Below are 24,177 nucleotides of genomic sequence, written 5' to 3' on the forward strand. Positions count from 1 at the left end.
ACGCGTTTCACACACGGTAGCGATGTCGCCATTCTCCCACATGGCACCTGACCTCCAGCCCATCCGGGGGCGGCGGCTTTGCGGGGCCGTCCGGTCGCGCGCTCGCCCGGCGTCCTTATATAAGTATAAATACTAGTGTGAGCTTGACTTATACTTATATAAATTTGCGTTCCAGGGCGGCCATTGAGGCGGCGAGCAACATTGGGGGCAGGATGCGCGTGGTGGAAGTTCCGGTATTAATCGTGGGCGCTGGCCCGGTGGGCATGCTGATGGCAGCGCTGCTGGCGGACCAGGGCATTGAATCGCTGCTGGTCGAGCGTCGTGATGACCTGCATCTCGCGCCGCAGGCGCATGTCATCAACACCCGGACGCAGGAAATCCTGGCCGGCATCGGCGTCACCGACGAGGCGCTGGCCGGTATCACGACCCATAGCGGCGATGCACGCTTCGTGACGTGGCGGCGCAACCTTGCCGAGGGCGACCTGGCCCGCATCGATATCGGCAGCCCCGGCTATCTTGCCGGCATGGCGGCCGCCAGCGGCAAGCGCACCGCGAACATTCCCCAGCATCATCTGGAGCGGCTGCTGTTCGCCCAGGTGTCGCGCCGGGTTCGCTGCCAGGCGCGCTTCGGCCATGCCTGGCAGGGCGCGGAGCACAACGAGCATTGCGTCGTGTCGTCCGTGCGCGAGGCCGCGACTGGCGCGGTGTACCGCGTGCGCAGCGAATGGCTGATCGCGGCCGACGGTGCCGGTAGTCCGGTACGGCGCAGCCTGGGGCTGCCCATGGTTGGCGAGACCAACCTGGCACATCTCATCACCATCAACTTCGAGGCGGATATCCGCCATCTGGTCAAGGACAGTCCGTCGATCCTCTTCTGGGTCCTGTCGGCCGCGGCGCCCGGCACGTTTATCGTCCACGATTCGGCGCGCTACTCGGTGTTCATGACGCCGTATTTTCCGCAGCATGAATCGCCGGCGGACTTCCCCTTGGCGCGCTGCGAGCGCCTGCTTCGGACCGCGCTCGGGGATCGCCACATGCCTTTGCGCATCACGTCGCTGTCGAACTGGACGATGCAGGCGCACATCGCTGCGTCCTATCGCAAGCAGCGCACCTTCCTCGTGGGCGATGCCGCGCATCGCTTTCCGCCCACTGGCGGACTCGGGTTGAACACAGGCGCTGCCGACGCGCACAACCTGGCATGGAAGCTGGCCAACGTCATCCGGGGCAGGGCGGGTCCGGGGCTGCTCGATACCTATGGTGACGAGCGCAAGCCGGTGGCCGAGAGGAACTGCGGCGTCAGCGTGGCAAACCACTGGAAGATGCGGGAGGTCACCGCTGCCTTGGGCCTCGATGACGACAAGTTGCCGACGCTGGCGCGATTGCGCGCCAGCGCACCGGCCCGCGCGCTGCCCGCTGCGCTGCGGTCCGCCGTCAAGCGGATGCTGGTGGCGCCCGTCGACGCGCGCACCCGGCGCGTGCAACTGGCGGCAACGCCGCGGTTCGCGGCCATCCAGCGCAACGTGCAACAGGCTGCTGAGGCGCAGATGGAGCATTTCAACACGCTCGGGCTTGACCTGGGCTACGTGTACCGGAGCGCGGCTGTCTGCGGCAGTGAGGCGATGCCCTCGGGGCCTTCAATGGCGACAAGTTCCGTACTGGAGGTGGCGCAGTCGTTCACCCCGGGCGCGCGCCTGCCGCACTTCCGGCTGCAGGACGCTTCCGGCGCGTCCGCCACTTCGCATGACCTGCTTGGCAACGGGCACTTCCTGCTCGCGGGCTTCGGGCGGCATGGCAAGGCATGCGCCGGGCTTGCCGCGGGTGCGAGCCAGCGGCTTGGCGCCCTGCCGGTACACGGCGTGGACATTGGCGCAGTCATCCATTGCGCCGACAAGCAGCAACTGTCCCTATGGAACCGGGGCCTGCCGGACGGCGTCATCCTGGTGCGTCCGGATGGCCATATTGCCTGGCGCCATGCATCGGCCACCGATGTGCAGGCGGAGGACGTGCTCGCTGCCCTCTGCCGGGTGCTTCAGGCTCCCGTGCCGTCGCCCCTCGCCGCAACGCGGCCACCTTTCAACACACTTGCGAAGGTTCACCAGTGACACACGATTCCGAAGCCGCGCCGCCGCGCCAGGATGGGCATTCCGTTCCGGTCCCGATTCCCGTGGCGATCATCGGCGCGGGCACGGCCGGCTCCGTGCTGGCCTTGCTCCTGGCCAGCCGCGGCATCCGCAGCGTGCTGGTCGAGCGTCAGGGCGATGCGGATACGCATCCGCGCGGACACGTCTGGTCCGCCCGCGCGATGGAGGTGATCCGCGCCATCGATGTCGAACTTGCCGAGCAGCTGCGCGAGATCAGTTCGCCGCCGCTCAGGCTGCGCTACATCACCTGGTGCACGTCGCTGGCGGGGGCCGACCTGGGCCGCTGCGTGCCGCTCGGGAATGACCCCGCGCATACCGCCAGCCTGCTGGGTAGCGGCCCTTGCCGCCCATTGCACTTGTCCCAGAACGTGACCGACCCGATTCTGCGGGAGCGCGTGGCACGCGACGCGCTGATCGAGTTCCTGCCCGGCTACGAACTGGAGTCGCTGTCGCAGGACCAGCATGCCTGCACGTTGACGCTGCGCGAACTTCGCAGCGGCCTCAGCGTGCGGCGCAGCGCGCGTTTCGTGGCCGGCGCCGATGGCGCGCAGAGCACGGTGCGGCGCCTGCTGGGCGTGCCATCTGTCCAGACGCCGCTGCAGGCGGTGGCGCAAATCCATTTCCGCGCGCAGTTGGGCAAGCTGACCGTAGCGCGGCCAAGCCCCTTGTACTGGATCTTCAATCCCAGGGTGGTGGGCACGCTTACCGCCCACACCGCCGATGAACAGGACTGGGTGCTGACGACCGCGGTGCTGCCTGCGCTCGAGCCCGCCGGCGGGATGCCGGCCGCGCAGGCGCTGTCGCTGGTGCAGGCCGCGATCGGCGACGACAGCGTTGAGGTCAGGGTGCAGTCCGTCCGCCCCTGGACCATGGCGCTGCGCCGTGCGGAAGTGACCCGGATCGGGCGCGTGCTGCTGCTTGGCGACGCCGCAGCGGGCTTCTCCGCCATCGGCGGCTTCGGCATGAACCACGGTATCGAGGACGCGGCGAGCCTGGCGTGGCGGCTGCAGATCCTGCTGGGCAGCTTTGTGCCCGACGACCTTGCTCAGGCGCTGTTGTCCAGCTATGCCGGGGAGAGAGCGGCGAGCGCCCAGGCGCATGCCAGCCGTACGCAGCAACTGAGCGACCTGGCCGACCAGGTGTTGCGCGCCACCGGCGTGGATCCGGACGGTTTCCAGACCTTGTCCGCGCTGTCCCGGTCCCGCTGGGTCCGGCTGCTGCCCGGGCCTGCCGCGCGCAAGCTGTTCCGGGCCGCGACCGGCGCCGGCCTGAAGCAGCTGGGCCGGCTCGTCGACCCTGGCCAGGCAGGGGCCGACATCCGCGCCCGCGTGCGCAGGGCGATCGACCGGCAGCGGGAAGTGTTCGTGACGTTGGGCACCGATCTTGGCTATGCGCATGCGACGGGCTTCCTCTGCCGCGAGCCCCATCCGCAAGCGAAATCGCCTCACGCGGGCACCGACTACTGGCCGGAGACCAGCCCCGGCGCGCTGGTTCCCCATCTGTGGAGTGAGACAGATGGCGCATCGCTGTCGACGCGCGACCTGGCCCGGCGTGCGCCTATGACGCTGCTGGTCCACGAGCAGGAGCGCGTGCGCTGGCAGGCAGCGCTGGCGCAACTGCGCGACGCCTGGGGCATCGACGTGGCGTGTCCGCAGGTCGGCACCGGCGACGATGCGCAGTTCCGCATCGGTGCGCCGGCGTTTGCCGAAGCCTTGCAGATCGATGTGTCCGGCGCGCTGCTGCTGCGCGGCGACGGCATCGTGGCCTGGCGCAGCCGCCGCCAGTGCGCCGATCCCGGCGCGGCGCTGCAGGCGGTGATGGCGCGCATGGTTTCCCAATCCAGCACGACCCGCGCCACGAGCGCGGCACACCCTATCAAGGAGATGCAATGAGCGACAGCATGGACCAGTTCCCTATCCCCTGCCCAGACCCGGACGCACGCCCGCCGCAAAAGCTCGCGCATATCGTGCTGGCCACGCGCCGGTTTGACGAAACGATCCACTGGTGGAGCATCGTGCTGGGCGCCCGCGTGATGTATCGCAATGCCTTGCTCTGCTTCCTGTCGTTTGACGAGGAGCATCACCGCCTGGCGCTGATCAATGCCGCGAACTTCTCGCCCCGCCGGCGCGAGAGCACGGGCCTGGACCACGTGGCCTTCACCTACAGCTCGCTGGGCGACCTGCTCCACACCTATGAGCGGCTCAAGGGCCATGACGTTCGCCCGGTATGGTGCATCAACCACGGACCGACGACCTCGCTGTACTACCGCGACCCCGACGGCATCCAGGCGGAACTGCAGGTGGACAACTTCGAGACGCCGGAGGCGCTGGAAGTGTGGCTGCGCTCGGGGGCCTTCGCGGAGAACGCGGTCGGAGTCGAGTTCGATCCGGAGCATCTGCTCGAACGCTACAAGGCTGGCGCGCCGGAAGCCAGCCTGAAGCAGCCCGGCGCGGTGACCAGCCGCCAGTTCCTGACCCTGCGCTGAAAGGGGAGAGCCGGTGAGATTGTGCACATTCTCCGCCGCTCAGGTGAAGGGCCATGTCGGGCTGGGCCTGGCCGACGGCCGGCTACTCGATGTGACCGCGACCTTCGCGGGTGACGCGCGCTTTGCCTGCCTGCTGGCGCTCATCGAGCATCAGCATGACACGCTGCCGGCCTTGCGGGCGTTGCTGGAAGACCGCACCCGGGACGGCGCGCACCAGGTGTACGCGCTGCGCTCGATTCAGCTCCAGCTCCCTTACCGTCCGCCGCAGATCCGTTGCTTCAGCGTCTACGAGCAGCATCTGCGCAATGCCTACGGGCAGGTCATGGCCCATGGCGTCAGCCCGGCCACAGGCCTGCTGATGCGGGCGCTGGGTGCGGGCAGGGTGCCGAAGGCCTTCTACGAAACGCCGATGTACTACAAAGGGGCGCGTCTCAATCTGTCCGGCCACGGCAGCAAGGTGGCCCGGCCCGATCCCGGCAGCAAGCTCGACTACGAGGCCGAACTTGCTGTCGTGATTGGCCGCCCCGGCAAGAACATCGACCGCTCGGCGGCGATGTCGCACATCTTCGGCTACGTGATCTTCAACGATTTCTCCGAACGCGCGCAGCTGATGAAAGAAATGCGCGCCCGCCCGAGTGCCGGCCCGGCCAAGGGCAAGGACTTCGACGGCAGCAATAGCCTCGGCGCCTGGATCGTCACCGCCGACGAGATCGCCGATCCACACGCGCTCGATGTCACCGTGCGCGTCAACGGTGAAGTGCGCGGGCAGGGCAGCACTGCGGGGATGACCCATCGCATCGACCGCATCGTCAGCTACGCGTCGTCCAACGAGACGCTGCACGGCGGCGAGCTGCTCGCCACCGGCTGCGTGCCGAACTGCGCCGGCATCGAGCAATGGCGCTTCCTGGAGGACGGCGACCGCGTTGATGTGGAGATCGCCGGGCTGGGCGTCCTGACCAACTCGATCACCGGCCATTAGCCGTACCTCAGCCCCCACGCGAGGCGGCCCCAGAGCTTCCCGCGCCAATAACAATGACATCGGAGACAGCAGTGAACCCGAAACAGTGGATGGTCCTATCCGCGCTAGCCGTGCGTCCAGTGCTTGGCCTCGCCGACAACGGCTACTTCCAGATCGGCTACGGTGCCGAAGCGCGTGGCGTGGCAGGTGCGGCCGCGGCGTCGACCCGCGACGCGTTCGGCGGTGCCAGCAACCCAGCCACCACGGTGTGGGCTGGCAACAGCTTCGAGGGCAACCTGATCGCAACCAACGGCCGCACCAGCATGAGCCGCGCCGCGGGATTGCCGCCGCCGCTGAGCGGGGTGCTCGACACGTACACGGCCAGCGCAAGCCGCTGGGTGCCGCTTGCCGACATCGCGGTGAGCAAGATGGTCACGCCCGACTTGTCGCTCAGCATCGTCGGCTACAGCAATGGCGCAGGCACCTACTTCCCGGATGGCACCACGACCTGCCTGGCGCCGCCGCCGGCGGGCGCCGGCACCACCTATCGCGGCAACCTGCTGTGCGGCAGCGGCAGGGCCAGCACCACGATCCAGCAGCTGACGATCGCGCCGACGGTGTCGGCGCGGGTCTCCCCGAGCGTCTCCGTCGGCTTCTCGGTGCTGCTGACCGGCCAGTTGTTCAGCGCCGAGGGCCTGCAGGCACTGGCGCCGCAGTCGGCGGCACCAGACCACCTGACCAACCAGGGCAGTGCGTCCTCGTTCGGCGTGGGCGTGCGCGTGGGAGCGTACTGGCGCGCCAGCGACGCGCTGGCTTTCGGTGCCGCCTACTCGCCCCGTATCCGGATGGGACGGCTCAAGGAGTATGAGGGTCTGCTGGCGGACCAGGGCCGGCTGGATATCCCTGAGAACATGTTGCTGGGCTTGCAGTGGTCACCCACGCAGGATCTTTCCTTTCTCTTCGACTACCAGCGCATCAACTACTCGGGCACCTCCGGCCTGGGCAACCCATCCTTTGATGGCACCGCCTTGCGCGGCAGCAGTGGCGGGCCGGGCAATGGCTGGAAGGACATGAACGTGTTCAAGGTCGGCGTGCGCTACCAGGTGACGCCGGCCCTCAATGTCTCGGGCGGCGTGTCGTTCAACAGCGCGGCCTATGCGGACGCGGACACGGCGAACAACGTCACCGCGCCCGCCACCTTCCGCCGGCACTACACCATCGGGCTTGGCTACGCGACCGGGCACAACAGCAAGTGGTCGGTCTTCTACTCCTTGTCTCCGGGGCACACCACCGCCGGCAGTTCGACCCTGGCATCGGCCGTTGCCACGCAGCTTGCAGGCAGTCCCACCGTGGCGGGCCAGGAGTCCCTGGCCACGCGGCAGCAGAGCATCGGCGTGCAGTACACGCAACGCTTCTGACTGTCTTCGGCACCTATCTGACCTATCGGTTCATTCATCACGGAGTACATTCGATGCAGGCTTGTCTTTCTCTGTACCACAGCGGTAACCGCGTCATCACGGGCGCTCAGGCATGAACGCACGCACGGAGCCATCGGCGTTGCAGTCGCCACGGCTGGACGACCGCTTCGAGCAGCTGGCCGGCAAGGTCTTTCTCACGGGGAACCAGGCCATCGTGCGTATCGCGCTGGACCAGCGCCGTATCGATGGTGCCCTGGGTAGGAATACCGGTGGCTTTATCTCCGGATACCGCGGCTCGCCGCTGGGCCGGCTCGATATGGAGCTGTGGCGGATCGCGCCGCTGCTGCAGGCGGCCAACATCCGTTTCCAGCCCGGCGTGAACGAGGACCTGGCCGCCACCGCGGTCTGGGGCACGCAGTATGTCGGCACCTTCCCAGGGGCAACCGTGGACGGCGTGTTCGGCATCTGGTACGGCAAGGGACCGGGTGTGGACCGCAGCGGCGACCCGTTCAAGCACGGCAACCTCGCCGGCACCAGCGCCGCCGGCGGCGTACTGGTGCTGGCGGGCGACGACCATAGCGCCAAGTCCTCCACCACCGCGCACCAGTCGGATTTTTCGCTGATCGCGGCAGGTATCCCGGTGCTGTATCCGGCCAACGTCCAGGACATCATCGACTTCGGCCTGCGCGGCATCGAGATGTCGCGCCACAGCGGCTGCTGGGTGGGGATGAAGCTGGTGACCGATGTGGTGGAGTCCGCCGCCGAGGTCGACGTGGGCCGGCAGGCACCGGTCGGCGACTTGCCCACCGCCAACGGGCCTTTGCATATCCGCGCCTTCGAGATGGCGCCGGCCGCGGAGGAGCGCCTGTACGCGCACAAGCTGCCGGCGGCCGTGCAGTTTGCCAGGGCGGCTGGGCTCAACCGCCTGACATGGGCCGCACCGGCAGCGACGGTGGGCATTGTCACCGCTGGCAAGTCGTATGCCGACACCATGCAGGCCTTGCAGCGGCTGGGGATCGATGCCGACGGCCCGCACGGCGCCGCGCTGCGCATCCTCAAGATCGGCATGGTGTGGCCGCTCGACGACGAGATCGTGCGCGCCTTTGCGCAAGGTCTCGATACCATCCTGGTGATCGAGGAGAAGCGGCCGCTGCTTGAGTCACAACTGAAGTCCATCCTGTTCGATGCGCGCCTCGCGCGGCCACCGGTGGTGCGTGGCAAGTTCGACGGCGCGACCGAATGGTCGGCGTCGCGCGGCACGCCGGTGCTGCCGATCTGCAACGAGTTGACGGTGCTCCAGGTCGCCGAAGCGATCCGCGAGCTGTTGGGCCTGCCGCCCGCGCCGGACGCGAATGCCCCGGTCCCGTGCGAGGCGGGGCAGGGCGCGCCGCTGCGCCGCCCCAGCTTTTGCGCGGGCTGTCCGCACAACACGTCGACCCGGCTGCCGGACGGCAGCCGGGCGCTGGCCGGCATCGGCTGCCATACGATTGCCATGCTGAACGACCCGGCCAAGACCCACACGGCTTCGCATATGGGTGGAGAGGGGGTGATGTGGATGGGGCAGGCGCCGTTCACGCGCGAACCCCACGTCTTTGCCAATATGGGCGACGGCACCTACTTCCATTCCGGCTACCTGGCTATCCGCCAGGCGCAGGCGGCCAATCTGCGCATGACCTACAAGCTGCTCTTCAACGGCTTTGTCTCCATGACTGGCGGCCAGCCCGTGGACGGCGACTTGAGCGTGGACAAGGCAGTGGCCCAGCTGCGGGCGGAAGGGATCGGCAAGATCGTGGTGGTCACCGATGACGTGACCACCTACGACGGGCCAAGGCGCGCGGCGCTGGGCGTGCCGGTGTACGACCGCGCGCAGCTGGAGACCGTACAGCGCGGGCTGCGCGAACATGCCGGGCTGTCGGTGCTGGTCTACGACCAGGCGTGTGCCACCGAGGCGCGGCGCCTGCGCAAGCGCGGCAAGCTGCCCGACCCGCAGGTCCGTACCTATATCGACCCGGAAGTCTGCGAGGGCTGCGGCGATTGCGGCGAACAGTCCGGATGCCTCGCGATCGAACCGCTGGAGACGCCGCTGGGCCGCAAGCGGCAGATCAACCAGTCTTCGTGCAACAAGGACCTGTCGTGCGTGCGCGGCTTCTGCCCCAGCTTTGTCACGCTCGATGGCGCCAGGCCGCGCCGGCCACAGGGCGGCAAGGACGGCGAGCTGACGATTCCCGCGCTGCCCGACGTTGAGATCCCGGGCGATTTCGCGCCGACGGCAATCCTGGTGGCGGGCATCGGCGGCACCGGTGTCGTCACCATTGGCGCCGTGCTGACCATGGCCGCGCACCTGGACGGCAAGGCCGGCAGCTCGCTCGACGTCACCGGGCTCTCGCAGAAGTATGGTGCGGTCGGCTCCCACATCCGCATTGCGCCGCGCGCGGAACTGCTGCACGCAGCGCGCATCGGCAATGCGGAGGCCGATGTCCTGCTGGGATGCGACCTGATCGTCGCCGCGGGCGCGGACGCGCTGTCCCGACTGCGGCCGGGACAGGCGCGCGCCTTCGTCAACACTGGGATCGTGCCCACCAGCGACTTCACCAGCCAGCCGGACTGGTCGGCGGATGAGGCAGGCCTGAGGCAGCGGTTGAGCGGGGCGCTGGGAGTGCGCGCCGAGTTCGTCGATGTGGCGGCGCTCGCACAGCAGCTCCTTGGCGACGCCATCCTCTCGAACATGCTGCTACTCGGCTATGCCTGGCAGAAGGGCGTGATCCCGGTGCGGCGCGCGGCGATGGAGAAAGCCATCGAACTCAACGGCGTGGCGACCGGCACCAACCACAAGGCATTCGCGCTGGGCCGATGGCTGGCGCACGACCACGCCGCAGTGCGGCGCCTGCTGGCGCCGGCGCAGGTGGTCCAGTTCCCGAAGAAGGCTGACGGTCCGCTGGGCGAACTGATCGACGACCGGGCCCGGCGCCTCGCCGACTACCAGAACGCGGCACTGGCCACACGCTACCGCACTCGGATCGAGGCACTGCGCCGGGTGCTGGCGGGCCGCAGCGATGCGCAGGCGCTGCTGCGGCAGGTGGCAACGCAGTACTACCGCGTGCTGGCGGTCAAGGACGAGTATGAAGTGGCGCGCCTGTATTCACGCCCGGCGTTCATGCAGTCCCTGCGCGACGGTTTCGACGGCGACTTCAAGGTCAGCTTCCATCTCGCGGGCGGTCCCTTCGGCAAGCTGGACAAGGTGACCGGGAAGATCGGCAAGACCGCCGTCGGAGCGTGGATCCGGCCCGCGTTCCGCCTGCTGGCCGGTGCGCGCTTCCTGCGCGGCAGCCGGCTCGATCCGTTCGCGCGGGGCGCCGAAGCACAGCTCAATCGCCGCGTGCTGGCGGCCTATGAGGCAGACCTTGACCTGCTCGGCCAAGCCGCGGCGCAGTGGCCGACCGAACGCTTGCTGGCCTTGCTTGGCTGGCCGGCCAGCGTGCGCGGCTACGGCCACGTGCGCGAACGGCAGGCGCAGGCGGGCTTTGCCAGACGGGACCGGGCACGCAAGGAGTGGGACGGCGATGCCAGCCGGTAGCGACAACGGCATCCGTGCGATGCCATCACCGAAAGCAGAAACACCATGAACAAAGTCATCATCACCTGCGCCATCACCGGTTCGATCCACACCCCGTCCATGTCACCCCACCTGCCGGTTACGCCCTATGACATCGCGGCGAGCGCGATCGACGCCGCGCGGGCCGGTGCCGCCATCGTCCACCTGCACGCGCGGAATCCCGCGGACGGGCGCCCGTCGCAGGACCCGGCGCTGTTCCGCCAGTTCGCGCCAGCCATCAAGGCGGCATCGGACGTGGTCATCAACCTGACAACCGGCGGTGCGCCGTCGATGAGCGTGCAGGAGCGGCTGCAGCCCGCACTGCAATTGCGCCCCGAAGTCGCCTCGCTCAATATGGGCTCGATGAACTTCGGACTGTACGAATTGCTGGACCGCTTCAAGGAATTCCGACACGACTGGGAACGGCCTCATCTTGCGCAAAGCTATGACGGCATCTTCAGGAACACCTTCAAGGATATCGCCTACATCCTTCAGTCCTGCAGCGAGAACCAGACGCGCTTCGAGACCGAATGCTACGACATCGGGCACCTGTACACGGCCGCCCATTTTCTCGATCGCGCGCTGCTGAAGCCGCCGCTGCTGATCCAGTCCGTATTCGGGCTGCGCGGCGGCATCGGCGCGCATGTGGAGGACTTGATGCATATGCGCCGCACGGCGGACCGGCTGTTCGGCAAGGACTACGTCTGGTCGGTGCTGGGCGCCGGCCGCAGCCAGATGCCGCTGGCGGCAATTTCCGCGGCGATGGGTGGCAACGTACGCGTCGGGCTGGAGGACTCGCTGTGGGACGGCCCCGGGAAACTGGCCGACAGCAATGCCGCGCAGGTCCTGCGCGTGCGCAGTGTGATTGAAGCGCTTTCGCTGGAGGTTGCCACGCCGGAGGAGGCGCGTACCTTGCTGAAGCTCAAGGGGCGGGAGAATGTTGGATTCTGAACGCAGAACGCCGGAGGGCAGGGGGCAGCGGTATCGGTCCTGCAACCTGGACCGCGGCCGTGGCAACGCGCCAGGACACGCCTTGGCAAAGGTAGATCTCCCTTGTAGCGAGATTCCAGCAAGAGCGAGCTTCCGGGAGCCAATGCCAAAAGCGGCCGGCCCGAGAAGGCTGCCCGGCATTCTGCACAGTTTTTTTGGGGGAAGGGGTATCCAAGTGCTGCCAACCCGCGTATATTTCGCCCCGCGGGGTGGAGCAGTTGGCAGCTCGTCGGGCTCATAACCCGAAGGTCGCAGGTTCAAGTCCTGCCCCCGCAACCACATTCGCCCAAGCCCCGCCGGATCCATCCGCGCGGGGCTTTTGCTTTAGTGCCCGCCTCTAGATGCACGCATAGCCTTCCGCCTTATGGCTGCCGTTCCCCGGCTTCGCTCAGCGCAGGTGCCCGCCAAACAGTCCGAGCAGGCCGATGACGATGAGGTAAATGGCGACGATATAGTTAAGCAGCCGCGGAATGACAAGAATAAGGATGCCGGCGATCAACGAGATTAGCGGGCCGGCGCTGGTAATGAAGTCCATGATGGGCCTGTGTGATTGGGGTTGATCTGGCCGCGGCGCTTCTTTCGCGCCAGTGCTCGAGGTATGAAGCATTGCGCGGCCCGATAGCGCCGCGCCGCTGGCGCTACTTGCCGACCTGATTGCCTGTGTCGAAAATGTTGTCCCCACAGGCGTAAGTAGTCGGTCCGCTGACGTACCGGGCGCAACGGCGATGCAGAGAGGCAAAGCTCAGCCGAACACACGCGATCTCAGGTCGTCCTCGAAATCGACAGTCCATTGCGCCCCCAAGTTTCCGTTGTATTGGCGGATTTCCCTCCCGAAGCCTACCGAGACGGTGCGCCTGCGTGCCGGCGCGGCGCCTGCAGCGTCTTCAACGGCTGTCACGGTAAATCCGTCGGGTGCGACCCCGTTACGCAGACAGGTCTCGCGGAAAGCTTCCTGTTCCAGCGGAGGGAACTGATCCAGCATCGTCTCCAGCATGGGTGTCTCCTGATTCTGTTGCTCAGCCTCTTGATATCCGCCTTGACGTCGCCGTACGCCGCTTGTGTTACCTACCCAGAGGATAGTTGTGACGGATTCTCAAGTCAGTCCGGTGCCGTACGCATCGGGAAGGCGCGTTTCAGCATTCTGGGTGAGAGTCTTGTACATAGGTTCACGCTTGGTGCCAAGGCCGTCACCATCTGTTGGTAAATTTAACATAACCTTTATTATGCGAAACTAATCTGTAGCGGCAAAGTTGTATCTATGGTCAGCCCGATTCAAATGTCCGAGTCGAAAATGTCCGAGTTGACCCAGGTAACCTGTACGGCCTTGAGCCCAGCCAGGGAACCGCCATTGGGAGGCGCGGGGTTTCAGGGCGCGAGTGACGTAGAAGGCGGTCACATCAGCAGGCAAGATGTGCGATCGACAGCACGCCACCCCTAAGGTAGTCTCCAGCCGTATTACGTCGCCACGGACAAGGGCCGTCAGGCGCTGGGGGCTTTGCGCCCACGGCTCGCGGAACCGGTCGACGAAGCCTTAACCGAGAAAATCGCCGATGCCCCCCAACCCCGCCCAGGACACAAACCGCGCCGCTGACGCAACCACACGTGGCACGGCTCCAGAGGTCCTTCGGGCGTTCCTGAAACTTGGCCTGACTTCGTTCGGCGGCCCGATCGCGCACCTCGGTTACTTCCGCGCCGAGTTCGTGGAGCGCCGCCGCTGGCTCGATGACAAGAGCTACTCGGACCTGGTCGCGCTGTGTCAATTCCTGCCGGGGCCAGCCAGCAGCCAGGTTGGCATGGCGCTGGGGCTGCAGCGGGCGGGCTGGCTTGGCGCGCTGGCCGCCTGGGTGGGCTTTACCCTGCCCTCTGCGATTGCACTTGTCCTGTTTGCCTTTGGCGTTGCGCGCTGGTCCGGCGTTGCGGATTCCGGGGCAGTCCACGGCCTGAAGGTGGCGGCCGTGGCGGTTGTCGCACAGGCGGTATGGGGCATGGCCAGGTCGCTGTGTCCGGACCGGCTGCGCGCCGGCATCGCGGTCGTGGCCGCGCTTCTGGTTCTCGCGGTGCCAAGTGCGGTGGGCCAGGTTGCTGCCATTGTGCTGGGTGGCCTGGTTGCGCGCTGGACCTTGCAGTTGAACCATCTGCCTCCTGCCCAGCATCTCAACTACGGTGTGAGTCGCCGGGTCGGCGCTTTGCTGCTCGCGCTGTTCGGCGTGCTGCTGGTGCTGCTCCCGGCCCTTGCCGCAATGACTGGTTCGATGACGATGTCCGCCGTGTCTGTCTTCTACCAGGCCGGAGCGCTGGTTTTCGGGGGTGGCCATGTCGTACTGCCGCTGCTGCAGGCTGGCGTGGTGCCCCCTGGCTGGGTCGGCAATGATGCATTCCTGGCGGGCTACGGCGCGGCACAAGCCGTTCCGGGCCCCCTGTTCACCTTTGCCGCGTACCTCGGGGCGCTCTCGCCCGCGCCACTGGGTGGATGGGTGGGCGCGCTGGTGCTGCTTCTCGCGATCTTTGCGCCGGCGTTCCTGCTGGTGGCCGGCGCATTGCCGTTCTGGGAAAGCCTGCGCCAGCGCGATGGGGTGCAGAGCGCGATGGGTGGCATCAATGCAGCCGTCGTTGGCGTACTGGCCGCCGCGCTGTACGACCCGGTATGGACCAGCGCGATTCACTCGAAGGCGGATTTCGGCCTGGCACTGGCGGCCTTCGGCCTGCTCGTCTACGGCCGTGTATCCCCCGTGCTGGTGGTGGCCGGCACGGCGCTGGGCGGATGGATGCTGGCGCTCTAGCCGGGCATCCGCTTACCCAGGTCGCCAGGCTCAGCTCACGGCGCGCTCACCAACACCGCCGTAGCCGGATCCGCCGCCGCGTCGCCCTCCATGACGATCAGCTTGGCTGGGGCGGCGCTCTTTGGCGAGAGCGTCGTCACGACTTCGCGCAGCGGGCCAATGGCGGTGCCGTTGGCCATGCCGGCCGCATTGGTGCGGAAGCTTGCCACGGGCGCGGCCTGTCCTGCGACATAGACGCTGTAGGTGGTTTGCGGCTTCAGCTTGAACAGGGATACTTCCAGCGCGTCGACAACACCGAGATTGCGCGCGACCACAAAGCCCTTGGCATCGCCACGGACCGGCTTAAGGGCGATGTTGACCGGATCGCTGTTCGCTCTCTGCACAAGGTTGGCGGTCCCGTCGCCGCCTGGCACGGCGTTGGAGACATAGACCAGCGCCTGCGGGGCCTGGCCAACCGGCACGCGGGTCGTGACCTGGTTGGTTGCGGTGTCGATCACGTCGACGGCGTCGCCGTTTTCCAGGCCGACATAGATGCGTGAACCGTCATCGGCAGCCCAGATGCCGTGCGGCAGCGCGCCGACCGGAATGGTCGCGACCAGCCGCGGTTCGGCCTCGGTGGTGAATACCTTGACCACGTTTTCGCCGCCCACTGTCACATAGGCGAACGTGCCACGCGCGGTCCTGGCAAAGGCAAGGTGATTGGTGATGAAGCCGGAGTCGAAGACGCCCTTCACTTCCAGTTTTTCGGTGTCGATGCGGGTGACCTTGCCCACGTCCTTGTGCGTCATCCACACCTCGCGGAAGTCCGGCGTGAACTGCAGGAACGGTGAGAACGGGCTGGTGACACTGAGCCGCTTGACCACCTTGTGTGCCCTGACATCGATGACATCCACCACGGGGTTGAAGCTGGACACCACGAAGGCGAGCTTGCCGGCAGGATGGAACAGCACCATGCCCGGCCCTGCCGTGGTCTGGATGCGGCGGGTCTCGCGGAACGTCACCGGATCGATGACGGAGATATAGTCCTCGCCGCGCACGACTACCCACACCTCTTTTCCATCCGCGGTAAAGAAGCCCTCATGCGGCGAGCGCCCGATATAGGCAATGCCCTTGACCTTGTTGGTTGCCGTATCGATGAACGCGACGGAATTCGATCCGTTCGAGATCGCGATCAGGGTCCGATGGTCGGGCGAGAAGCCAAGGCCGTGGACATTGAGCTCGCCCTTGTAAAGCGGAGACAGCACGTCCGGCCGCGCGTTGCCAAGGCGGATCTGCCCAAGCAGGGTGTTGCTCGCCGGATTGATCACTGAAACGGTGTTGCTGTTCTGGTCGGCGGTGTAAACGCGATCCTGTGGCTGCGGCGCGGCGATTGCCAGAGGCGCGGCCATGGCAAGGATAAGGGCATGTCTTTTCATGGTTCGGTCCTGATTCGGGCGGTGCAGGTCCGCCGGTTAGCGAGGATTGGCGGCAGGCGCCCTGGCCTGGCTGCGCTGGAGCCAGGCTTGCATGAGGCGGATCTCGTTTTGCTGCTCGGTGATGATGGCCTGGGCAAGATTGCGCAGCTCCGGGTCCTTGCCATACAGCAGCAGCGCCTTGGCCATGTCGATCGCGCCCTGGTGGTGCGGGATCATCATGGTGACAAAGTCGTGGTCGGGGATGCCGTTCATGGCTGCCTGCGCCATGCCGTGATCCATCACGGCCATGGCGTCACCCATCAGGCCGGAGAATGGCTTTGCGGTGCTGGCGACAAAGGGCGGCGGTGCCTGCCCCGCGGTGGTTTGGTGATGGTGGTGGGCTTCCTGGGCTGGCGCGGCAAAGCTTGCAGCCCATAGGAACAGCGCCGGCATGATGCGTGCCGCAGTGCAGACGCCATTGCTTGGGGTTCTCCGTTGCATTGCAGGGTCTCCTTTCTTCCGGGCCTGGCGTTAGCCGGCGGCCGGGGGTTACCTGCGTATACACATGGGAGGCGTGGACTATTCCATGGAAAGCCGGATTTTTTGCGGACCAGCCGCTGGACAGGCCTGCGATGCGTGACGCAGCCCCACCCTCCCCTTACCGTGTATCCGCCCCTCCCGGCACACCATCCAGTACCGCCAGTATCCGAAACGCTGCCTTCACCCGCTCCGGCACCGGGAAATTCTTGTTCGCCAGCATCACGATGCCAATCCGCTTCGCCGGCACAAAGACCACGTAGGCGCCAAAGCCATTGGTGGAGCCGGTCTTGTTGACCAGCACATCGGCGGGCGATGACAACGGCGGCTCCAGCCGCTTCACCTGGTTCGCCTCGAACACGACCTGCGGTGAACTGCCGGCCAGCACGCTGTCGACCCGGGTAGGCCAGGCGTACATTTCCCAGCCCAGCCCCTGCACCATGTCGCCGACCTTGAAGTATCCGGTGTGCGTCCCGGCAATGGCACGCCGCAGCTTGTCGTCCAGGCCGGCGCTGTCGATGTTGGCTTCGACAAAGCGGATCATGTCGGCCGCGGTGGTCTTCACGCCGTAGGCTTCGGCATCGAGCACGCCGGGCGTCACGCGCACCGGCTTGCCGTCTTTCGAATAGCCATAGGCGTAGTCGCCCATGCGCGCTTTCGGCACCCTGATGTAGGTGTGGGCCAGGCCGAGCGCCGGGAACAGCGTCTTCTCCATCAGGTCATCGAAGGGCTGGCCCATGCTGCTGGCAGCCAGGTAGCCGAACAAGCCGATGCTGGGATTCGAATACTGGCGATGGGTGCCGGCGGCATATCTGGGGCGCCAGCCCCGGAAATAATCGACCATCGTCCTGGTATCGGTGACCGCATCCGGAAACTGCAGCGGCAGGCCGCCGGCGGCATAGGTGCCAAGATCGAGCAGGCTGGTCGCGCCCAGGCTGCTTCCCGCAAGCGCCGGCAGGTATTTACCGGCAGGGTCGGCCAGGGACAGGGTGCCGCGGGCCTGGCCGTAGGATGCGAGCGTCGCGGTGAAGGTCTTGCTGACCGAGCCGATCTCGAAGAGCGTGTCGCCGTCGACCTTGCGCCCGCCTTCCTTCGCCGCGACGCCGTAGTTGAAAACATAGCGCTTGCCGCCGGCCGTGACGGCAACGGCCATGCCGGGGACGCCGTGCGCCGCCATCAGGGGGCGGATGGCATCGTTGACAGCGCGTTCTATCTGGCGCTGGCCGACACTGTCGGCGGCACTGGCATTGGCTGCGAAGAGGCTGCAGGCCATGACGATGGTGGCGATGCGGGCAACAGGAATCCGTTTCATATCCGGCGCTTGGCGATCATGCTGGGGGGCGGCGCCGGACCATGGCGGTGCGCGCCCGTGGTGGCATGGGCGCGCAACTGGAGCGGCTGCAGAAGGGCAAAGCTTAACAGCCGCAGCCGGAGCATGTGGAGTCCCGCACCGAATCGCCCCGCCGGGCCTGCAGGGCGAAGCGGGCGATATCAGAGCGCGGACGGCGCAGGCTTTTCCGTGTCGATGCCGTAGCGCGTGATCGCCTCGGCCACCACCGAGGCCGGCACCGCGCCCTGCACCGCGAGCGCGCGCAGCGCCGCCACGCAGACATAGGCGCGATCGACCTCGAAGAAGCGGCGCAGCGACGGCCGGTTGTCACTGCGGCCATAGCCGTCGGTGCCCAGGACCGTGAAGGGAGCCGGCACATAGGGCGCAATCAGTTGCGGGTAGGCGCGCACGTAGTCGGTGGCCGCCACCACCGGGGCGTCGCCGGCCAGCAGCGCTTCCACATGGCTGGGGGCGATGCTGTCCTGCGGATGATGCAGGCGCTGGCGCACGGTCTCGCGCGCCTCGCGCTCCAGCTCGGAGAAGCTGGTGACGCTGAACACCTCGCTGTCGACCTGCCAGTCCTCGGCCAGCATCCGCGCCGCGGCTTCCACCTCGCGCAGGATGGTGCCGCTGCCGAGCAGCCGCACCCTGGCGCGCCCGCCGCCTTCCACCTGCGCAAGCCGGTACATGCCGCGCACGATGTCGCGCTCCACGCCCGCCGGCATCGACGGCTGGGCGTAGTTCTCGTTCATCACGGTCAGGTAATAGAACACGTCCTCCTGGCGCTCCATCATCGCGCGCATGCCCGCGTCGACGATCACCGCCAGTTCATAGGCATAGGCCGGGTCATAGGCGCGGCAGTTGGGGATGGTGGCGGCAATGATGTGGCTGGTGCCGTCCTGGTGCTGCAGCCCTTCGCCCGACAGCGTGGTGCGGCCGGCCGTCGCGCCCACCAGGAAGCCGCGCGCACGCTGGTCGCCGGCGGCCCAGATCAGGTCGCCGATGCGCTGGAAGCCGAACATCGAGTAGTAGATATAGAGCGGCAGCATGGCCGTGCCATGGTTGCTGTAGGCGGTGCCCGCGGCAATCCACGACGACATCGCACCGGCCTCGGTGATGCCCTCTTCCAGGATCTGGCCGCGGATGTCCTCGCGGTAGTACAGCATCGAGCCGGCGTCCTCGGGCTCGTACAGCTGGCCCTGCGATGAATAGATCCCGACCTGGCGGAACAGGCTGGCCATGCCGAAGGTGCGCGCCTCGTCGGCGACGATGGGCACCACGCGCGGGCCGAGCGTCTTGTCCTTGAGCAGGCCGGTCAGCATGCGCACCATCGCCATGGTGGTCGACATTTCCTTCTGGCCGGCGTCCACCGCGAACTGGCCGTATTGCGCCAGCGGCGGCACCGCCACGGCGTCGGCCTGGCGCCGGCGCGCCGGCAGGTAGCCGCCCAGCGCCTGGCGGCGTTTGCGCAGGTAGCGCAGCTCAGCGCTGTCCTCGGCCGGGCGATAGAAGCGCATCGATTCCAGGTCCTCGTCGGACAGCTCCAGGCCGAAGCGGCTGCGGAATGCCTTCAGCGCCTCGATGTCGAGCTTCTTCTGCTGGTGCGTGGTGTTCTGCGCCTGGCCGGCATTGCCCATGCCATAGCCCTTGATGGTCTTGGCCAGGATCACCGTGGGCTGGCCCTTGTGCGCGCGTGCCGCGGCAAAGGCCGCATGGAGCTTGCGCAGGTCATGCCCGCCGCGGTTCAGCGCCGCCACCTCATCCGGCGTCATATGCGCGACCAGCGCCTTCAGCGCTTCGTTCTGGCCGAAGAAATGCTCGCGCCCGTAGTGGCCGTCCTTGGCCTTGTAGGTCTGGAACTGGCCGTCCATGGTCGAGGCGAAGGCGCGCAGCAACGCGCCGGAGTGATCGCGCGCGAAGATCGGGTCCCAGGCGCTGCCCCACAGCACCTTGATCACGTTCCAGCCCGCGCCGCGGAACAGCGCTTCCAGCTCCTGCACGATCTGGCCATTGCCGCGCACCGGACCGTCCAGGCGCTGCAGGTTGCAGTTGATGACAAAGGTCAGGTTGTCGAGCTTCTCGCGCGCTGCCAGCGGCAGTGCGGCGATCGATTCGGGCTCGTCCATCTCGCCGTCGCCGAACACGCCCCACACGTGCCGGCCCGAAGTGGCCTGCAGCCCCCGGTGCTCCAGGTATCGCATGAAGCGCGCCTGGTAGACCGACTGGATCGGGCCCAGCCCCATCGAGCCGGTCGGGAATTGCCAGAAGTCCGGCATCAGCCAGGGGTGCGGGTACGAGCACAGGCCCTGCCCGCCCGCCTCGCGGCGGAAGTTGTCGAGCTGGGCTTCGGACAGGCGCCCTTCCAGGAAGGCGCGCGCGTACACGCCCGGGGCCGAGTGCGGCTGGAAGTAGACCAGGTCGCCGCCGTTGCCGGCATCGGCGCCCTGGAAGAAGTGGTTGAAGCCGACCTCGAACAGGTCCGCCGCCGAGGCATAGCTGGAGATATGCCCGCCCAGCTCACCGTAGGCCTGGTTGGCGCGCACCACCATGGCAAGGGCATTCCAGCGCACGATGCCGGTGATGCGCTCTTCCATCGCCAGATCCCCCGGATAAGGCGGCTGGCGCTCGACCGGGATGGTGTTCAGGTAAGGCGTGTTGCTCTGCGCCGTGGTCGACACACCCAGCGCGGGGGCGGCATCGAGCAGCCGGCCGAGCAGGAAGCGCGCGCGCTCCTGCCCGCATTGCGCCACCACTGCCTCCAGCGCGTCCAGCCATTCGCGCGTCTCCTGCGGATCGTCGTCACCGCCGGGCGTGGCCTGGGCGAGCAGGCGGGCGTGTGGGGAGGCAAGGTCGGTCATGGGGAAGTCTCCAATGGGTTTTGTCCCATTCTATGGAGTGCCCTCCCGCATGAGGTGCTGAAGTTGACTGCCTATCCGGCAGGTGGCAGCACAATCCACTGCCGCTCACCATAAAAACCACTCGAAAATGCCGAGGCTGCGGCATATCCCACGCCGAACGCCAGGCTAGCGAGGATTGCGCAGCGGCAAGGCTGTGTCGTACATCACTTGCTTGAGTGCGAAGCTGCTGCGGATGTTGGCGACGCCGGGGATGCGCGTGATCTCGTCGACGATCAGCCGCTCCACGGCCTGGACGTCGGCCACCACGGCGCGGATCAGGTAGTCGGCGTCGCCCGTCATCAAGTAGCACTCCATCACGTTGGGCAGCGCGCGCACGGCGCGTTCGAAGGCATCCAGCCCCTCGCGCGCCTGCCGCTCCAGCGACACGTGGATAAAGACGTTGACGTTGAGGCCAAGCTTCTGCGGATCGAGCAGCGTCACGCGCTGCCGGATGATCCCGCGCTGCTCCAGCGCGCGCACGCGCGCCAGGCAGGGCGACGGCGAGAGGTTGACGCGCGCGGCCAGCTCGACGTTGGTCAGGCTGGCGTCGCGCTGCAACGCCTCGAGGATCCGGATATTGATTTCATCCAGTTCGGGTTCCTGCATGGGGTTCCTGTATGGCCGGCTCGATGTGAAGTGCATGGCGCCCTGCCTCCTTGCGGAAACGGGGCGCCGGGCACAGCACTAGAATACAGGCCGCGCGGCGCGGGCGGCAATCCTCCAGGCTTGCAGGGCTGCCACATGGCGATCGTGGAATCCGGCCAGCAGCCGGCATCAGGTTCCCGCGCCCTCCCCGCGTGCCTGCGCCCATGCGTCCCAGTACGGCGGACTGCCGATGGCCGTGCGCACGCACTCCGCAAACGCGCGCAGCCGCGCCGACACCCGCCGGCCTTCCGGGTGGGCGATATAGATGGATTCCGGCTCGGCCCGCAGGCCGACCTCGATCACGGCCAGCGCCCCCTGCCGGATGGCATCACCGGCAATAAAGGTCGGCAACAACGCGATACCGACCCCCGCGATGGCGGCATCGCGCATCATGTCGCCGTTGTTGACGCGCAGCGCAACGGCGGCACGGGCGATTTCGGTGCCGTCGGGGCCGTGCAGGCGCCAGTCAGCCGCGCCGCGGTTGGCGTAGAAGATGCCACGGTGCTGCTGCAGCTCCGCCAGCGTTGCCGGCGTGCCCATCTGCGCCAGGTAATCCGGGGATGCGACCAGGAGGCGGTGGCTGGGGGCAAGCTCCCATGCCACCAGGCGCGAGCTCTCCAGCGGGCCGTGCCGCACCACGGCGTCATAGCTGTCGGTGGCCGCGTCCACGCGGCGGTCGTCCAGGTCCAGGCTCAGCTCCAGTTCCGGATGCCGGGCCAGGAACGGATAGATGGCAGGCCCCAGGTGCATCCGGCCAAATGTGACCGGCGCGGAAATCCGCAACGACCCCGCCAGGGTGCCGCGCCGCTCGGCAACATCGGTTGCCGCCGCCTCCACTTCATGCAGGATGCGCGTGGCCCGCTCCAGAAAGGCGGCGCCGTCCTCGGTCAGCGACAGCCGCCGCGTGGTCCGGCGCAGCAGGTTGGCACCCATCGCCTTTTCAAGCTCGGCCAGGCGTTCGCTGACAACGGACTTGGACAAGTTGAGCCGCCTCGCGGCCTCGCTGATGGAGCCTGCCTCCACCACGGCGACAAAGCTGGCGACACCCTCTAGCTTGAACATTGTTCGGCATATCCGGAAAGTTGTTCCGCGGTCTTCAGTCTAGTGCGAACCGCGCGCGGTGCCGATACTGGTTTCACGAGGCAGCGGGACGGTTCCTGCTGCCCTACCCGCAAAACCGGCGCCGGGGACCAGCAAGTTGCCCCGCGCGCCAGACCGGAGATCGATCATGGGACGTTTGTCAGGAAAAGTTGCCATCATTACCGGCGCCAGTGCCGGCATTGGCCGCGCCACGGCCTTGCTGTTTGCCGCCGAGGGCGCCAGGGTGGTAGTCGGTGCGCGCCGCCAGTCCGAACTGGACAGCCTGGTGGCGCAGATCCGTGACGCCGGCGGCGACGCGGTGGCGCTCGCCGGCGATGTGCGGCGCGAGGACTACGCCAGCGCGCTGGTGGCGCTGGCGGTCGAGCGCTATGGCCGCCTGGATATCGCCTTCAACAACGCCGGCACGCTCGGCGAGGGCGGGCCCAGCACCGGGGTTTCGGCGGAGGGCTGGAACGACACCCTTGCCATCAATCTCACCGGCGCATTCCTCGGCGCCAAGCACCAGCTTGCACAGATGCTGAAGGACGGCGGCGGTTCGGTGATCTTCACATCGACCTTCGTTGGCTACACCGTCGCCTTTCCCGGCGTGGCCGCGTATGCGGCAAGCAAGTCCGGCCTGATCGGCCTGACGCAGGCGCTTGCGGCCGAGTATGGGCCGCAGGGCATCCGCGTCAATGCGATCCTGCCGGGCGCCGTGGACACGGACATGTATCGCACCATGAACGACACCGCGGAATCACAGGCGTTCATCACCAACCTGCATGCGCTCAAGCGCGTGGCCACGCCGGAAGAACTGGCGCGCTCGGTGCTGTACCTGGCATCGGACGATTCGGCTTTCGTCACCGGCACGGCGTCGCTGGTGGATGGCGGCGTCTCGATCACGCGCACCTGACCCACCGGCGCCGGCGGCCAGCATGGCCGCCGGCGCTGCCACCCGGTTTCAGCCACCTTCCGCTCAAGTCATCGTTCTGTCATCCGCCCCGGCCAGAATGCGCAGGTCATTCACGTCAGGGAGTCGACATGACGCACGCAATTGAAGTCCGCGGGCTTTCCAAATCGTTCCGCGCGGACCGCAAGGCGCTTGACGATGTCACGCTGCACATCGCGCCAGGCGAGATGGTCGCCCTGCTGGGTGCATCGGGATCGGGCAAGTCCACGCTGTTGCGCCACGTGGCCGGATTCATCACGGGCGATGCCGGCGCCGGCGAAATCCTCGTCAACGGCCGCCATGTGCAGCGCAACGGCCGCCTGGCCCGCAACGTGCGCAAGGTGCGTGGCGAGATCGGGTTTGTGTTCCAGCAGTTCAACCTGGTGGGCCGTCTTCCGGTCATCACCAACGTGCTGGTCGGCATGCTGGCCCGCGTGCCCAGGTGGCGCAGCCTGCTGCGCATCTTCAAGGCCGATGAAGTCCAGGGCGGGCTCGATGCGCTTGCGCAAGTTGGTATAGACGACTATGCGTTTCAACGGGCCTCGACGCTGTCGGGCGGCCAGCAGCAGCGCGCCGCCATCGCCCGCACGCTGGTGCAGAACGCCAGCGTGATCCTGGCCGACGAGCCGATCGCCTCGCTCGACCCGGAATCGTCGCGCCGGGTGATGTCGCTGCTCAGGCAGATCAACCGCACGCGCAAGGTCGCGGTGCTGGTGTCGCTGCACCAGGTGGACGTGGCGATGCGCTACTGCCCCCGCGTGGTGGCGCTGCGCCACGGCAAGGTGGTCTATGACGGCCCCTCAGCCGCGCTCACGCCCGGCATGCTGCGCGATCTCTACGGCACCGAAGCCGACGAGCTGCTGCTCGATTCCGTGCCCGACGAAGACGTATCCACTGCGGCCATGCCGGCACCGGCGATGGTCACGATGAACCTGGCGGCCGCCTGAACGGCCGCCTGTCCAGACCGCTTTATCCCAAAAC

Annotated in this window: 18 protein-coding genes and 1 tRNA gene; 11 read left to right on the plus strand and 8 right to left on the minus strand. The window is 67.1% G+C overall.

Translation table 11 applies throughout. The annotated features are described in order from the left end of the window. Positions 1 to 212: 212 nt before the first annotated feature. The 8 genes from AC3WVS_RS01550 (at position 213) to AC3WVS_RS01585 (ending at position 11,863) form a co-directional block, all read left to right on the plus strand. Positions 213 to 2,102, plus strand: a complete 1,890-nt coding sequence (locus AC3WVS_RS01550) for an FAD-dependent monooxygenase (protein WP_492317075.1) — start codon at positions 213 to 215, stop codon at positions 2,100 to 2,102. Beyond that, positions 2,099 to 4,033: an FAD-dependent monooxygenase gene (locus AC3WVS_RS01555; protein WP_492317076.1), complete on the plus strand. Its 1,935-nt coding sequence runs from the start codon at positions 2,099 to 2,101 to the stop codon at positions 4,031 to 4,033. The genes AC3WVS_RS01550 and AC3WVS_RS01555 overlap by 4 nt, the downstream gene beginning before the upstream one ends. Further along, positions 4,030 to 4,626: a VOC family protein gene (locus AC3WVS_RS01560; RefSeq protein ID WP_492317077.1), complete on the plus strand. Its 597-nt coding sequence runs from the start codon at positions 4,030 to 4,032 to the stop codon at positions 4,624 to 4,626. The genes AC3WVS_RS01555 and AC3WVS_RS01560 overlap by 4 nt, the downstream gene beginning before the upstream one ends. A 13-nt stretch (positions 4,627 to 4,639) precedes the next feature. Continuing rightward, complete coding sequence (locus AC3WVS_RS01565; protein WP_492317078.1) at positions 4,640 to 5,605, plus strand: fumarylacetoacetate hydrolase family protein; 966 nt, start codon at positions 4,640 to 4,642, stop codon at positions 5,603 to 5,605. 71 nt (positions 5,606 to 5,676) lie between these two features. After that, a complete protein-coding gene (locus tag AC3WVS_RS01570; protein WP_492317079.1) occupies positions 5,677 to 7,002 on the plus strand; it encodes an OmpP1/FadL family transporter in 1,326 nt (441 codons plus the stop codon). Positions 7,003 to 7,114: 112 nt separating this feature from the next. Then, positions 7,115 to 10,576, plus strand: a complete 3,462-nt coding sequence (locus tag AC3WVS_RS01575; protein WP_492317080.1) for an indolepyruvate ferredoxin oxidoreductase family protein — start codon at positions 7,115 to 7,117, stop codon at positions 10,574 to 10,576. A gap of 45 nt (positions 10,577 to 10,621) precedes the next feature. Then, on the plus strand, positions 10,622 to 11,545 hold the full coding sequence (gene kce / locus AC3WVS_RS01580) for a 3,5-dioxohexanoate:acetyl-CoA acetone transferase (protein ID WP_492317081.1): 924 nt from the start codon (positions 10,622 to 10,624) through the stop codon (positions 11,543 to 11,545). 242 nt (positions 11,546 to 11,787) lie between these two features. Then, positions 11,788 to 11,863, plus strand: a tRNA-Met gene (locus tag AC3WVS_RS01585). 109 nt (positions 11,864 to 11,972) lie between these two features. On the opposite strand, the gene AC3WVS_RS01590 is transcribed toward AC3WVS_RS01585, so the two are convergent. Both AC3WVS_RS01590 and AC3WVS_RS01595 read right to left on the minus strand, forming a co-directional pair. Then, a complete protein-coding gene (locus AC3WVS_RS01590) occupies positions 11,973 to 12,119 on the minus strand; it encodes a DUF3096 domain-containing protein (protein WP_010809333.1) in 147 nt (48 codons plus the stop codon). A 207-nt stretch (positions 12,120 to 12,326) separates the two neighbouring features. Beyond that, complete coding sequence (locus AC3WVS_RS01595) at positions 12,327 to 12,578, minus strand: hypothetical protein (RefSeq protein WP_492317082.1); 252 nt, start codon at positions 12,576 to 12,578, stop codon at positions 12,327 to 12,329. Between the two features lie 556 nt (positions 12,579 to 13,134). Between AC3WVS_RS01595 and chrA the strand changes: the two genes are divergently transcribed. Beyond that, the gene (gene chrA / locus AC3WVS_RS01600) at positions 13,135 to 14,364 is read left to right on the plus strand and encodes a chromate efflux transporter (protein ID WP_492317083.1); all 1,230 of its coding nucleotides are present in this window, start codon (positions 13,135 to 13,137) and stop codon (positions 14,362 to 14,364) included. A gap of 35 nt (positions 14,365 to 14,399) precedes the next feature. Here the strand turns inward: chrA and AC3WVS_RS01605 are convergent, their stop codons facing one another. From AC3WVS_RS01605 to AC3WVS_RS01630, 6 genes are all read right to left on the minus strand, one after another. Next, the gene (locus tag AC3WVS_RS01605; protein WP_492317084.1) at positions 14,400 to 15,779 is read right to left on the minus strand and encodes a YncE family protein; all 1,380 of its coding nucleotides are present in this window, start codon (positions 15,777 to 15,779) and stop codon (positions 14,400 to 14,402) included. Between the two features lie 36 nt (positions 15,780 to 15,815). Continuing rightward, the gene (copM, locus tag AC3WVS_RS01610) at positions 15,816 to 16,259 is read right to left on the minus strand and encodes a CopM family metallochaperone (protein ID WP_492317085.1); all 444 of its coding nucleotides are present in this window, start codon (positions 16,257 to 16,259) and stop codon (positions 15,816 to 15,818) included. Between the two features lie 157 nt (positions 16,260 to 16,416). Further along, the gene (ampC, locus tag AC3WVS_RS01615; RefSeq protein ID WP_492317086.1) at positions 16,417 to 17,607 is read right to left on the minus strand and encodes a class C beta-lactamase; all 1,191 of its coding nucleotides are present in this window, start codon (positions 17,605 to 17,607) and stop codon (positions 16,417 to 16,419) included. 179 nt (positions 17,608 to 17,786) lie between these two features. Next, a complete protein-coding gene (gene mdeB / locus AC3WVS_RS01620; RefSeq protein WP_492317087.1) occupies positions 17,787 to 20,483 on the minus strand; it encodes an alpha-ketoglutarate dehydrogenase in 2,697 nt (898 codons plus the stop codon). Positions 20,484 to 20,648: 165 nt separating this feature from the next. After that, positions 20,649 to 21,128 carry an Lrp/AsnC family transcriptional regulator gene (locus AC3WVS_RS01625; RefSeq protein ID WP_010809356.1) on the minus strand — a complete coding sequence of 160 codons (480 nt, stop codon included), beginning with the start codon at positions 21,126 to 21,128 and terminating at the stop codon, positions 20,649 to 20,651. 168 nt (positions 21,129 to 21,296) lie between these two features. Next, a complete protein-coding gene (locus tag AC3WVS_RS01630) occupies positions 21,297 to 22,229 on the minus strand; it encodes a LysR family transcriptional regulator (protein ID WP_492317088.1) in 933 nt (310 codons plus the stop codon). Positions 22,230 to 22,395: 166 nt separating this feature from the next. Here AC3WVS_RS01630 and AC3WVS_RS01635 point away from each other — a divergent pair, with 166 nt between their 5' ends. Together AC3WVS_RS01635 and phnC are read left to right on the plus strand one after the other, a co-directional pair. Continuing rightward, positions 22,396 to 23,160 (plus strand): SDR family oxidoreductase, encoded by a 765-nt coding sequence (locus tag AC3WVS_RS01635; protein WP_492317089.1) that lies wholly within the window; start codon positions 22,396 to 22,398, stop codon positions 23,158 to 23,160. 128 nt (positions 23,161 to 23,288) lie between these two features. After that, a complete protein-coding gene (gene phnC, locus AC3WVS_RS01640) occupies positions 23,289 to 24,143 on the plus strand; it encodes a phosphonate ABC transporter ATP-binding protein (RefSeq protein WP_492317090.1) in 855 nt (284 codons plus the stop codon). Positions 24,144 to 24,177: the final 34 nt, after the last annotated feature.

This window comes from Cupriavidus sp. CPT47-8839-RL05A (assembly GCF_058792255.1).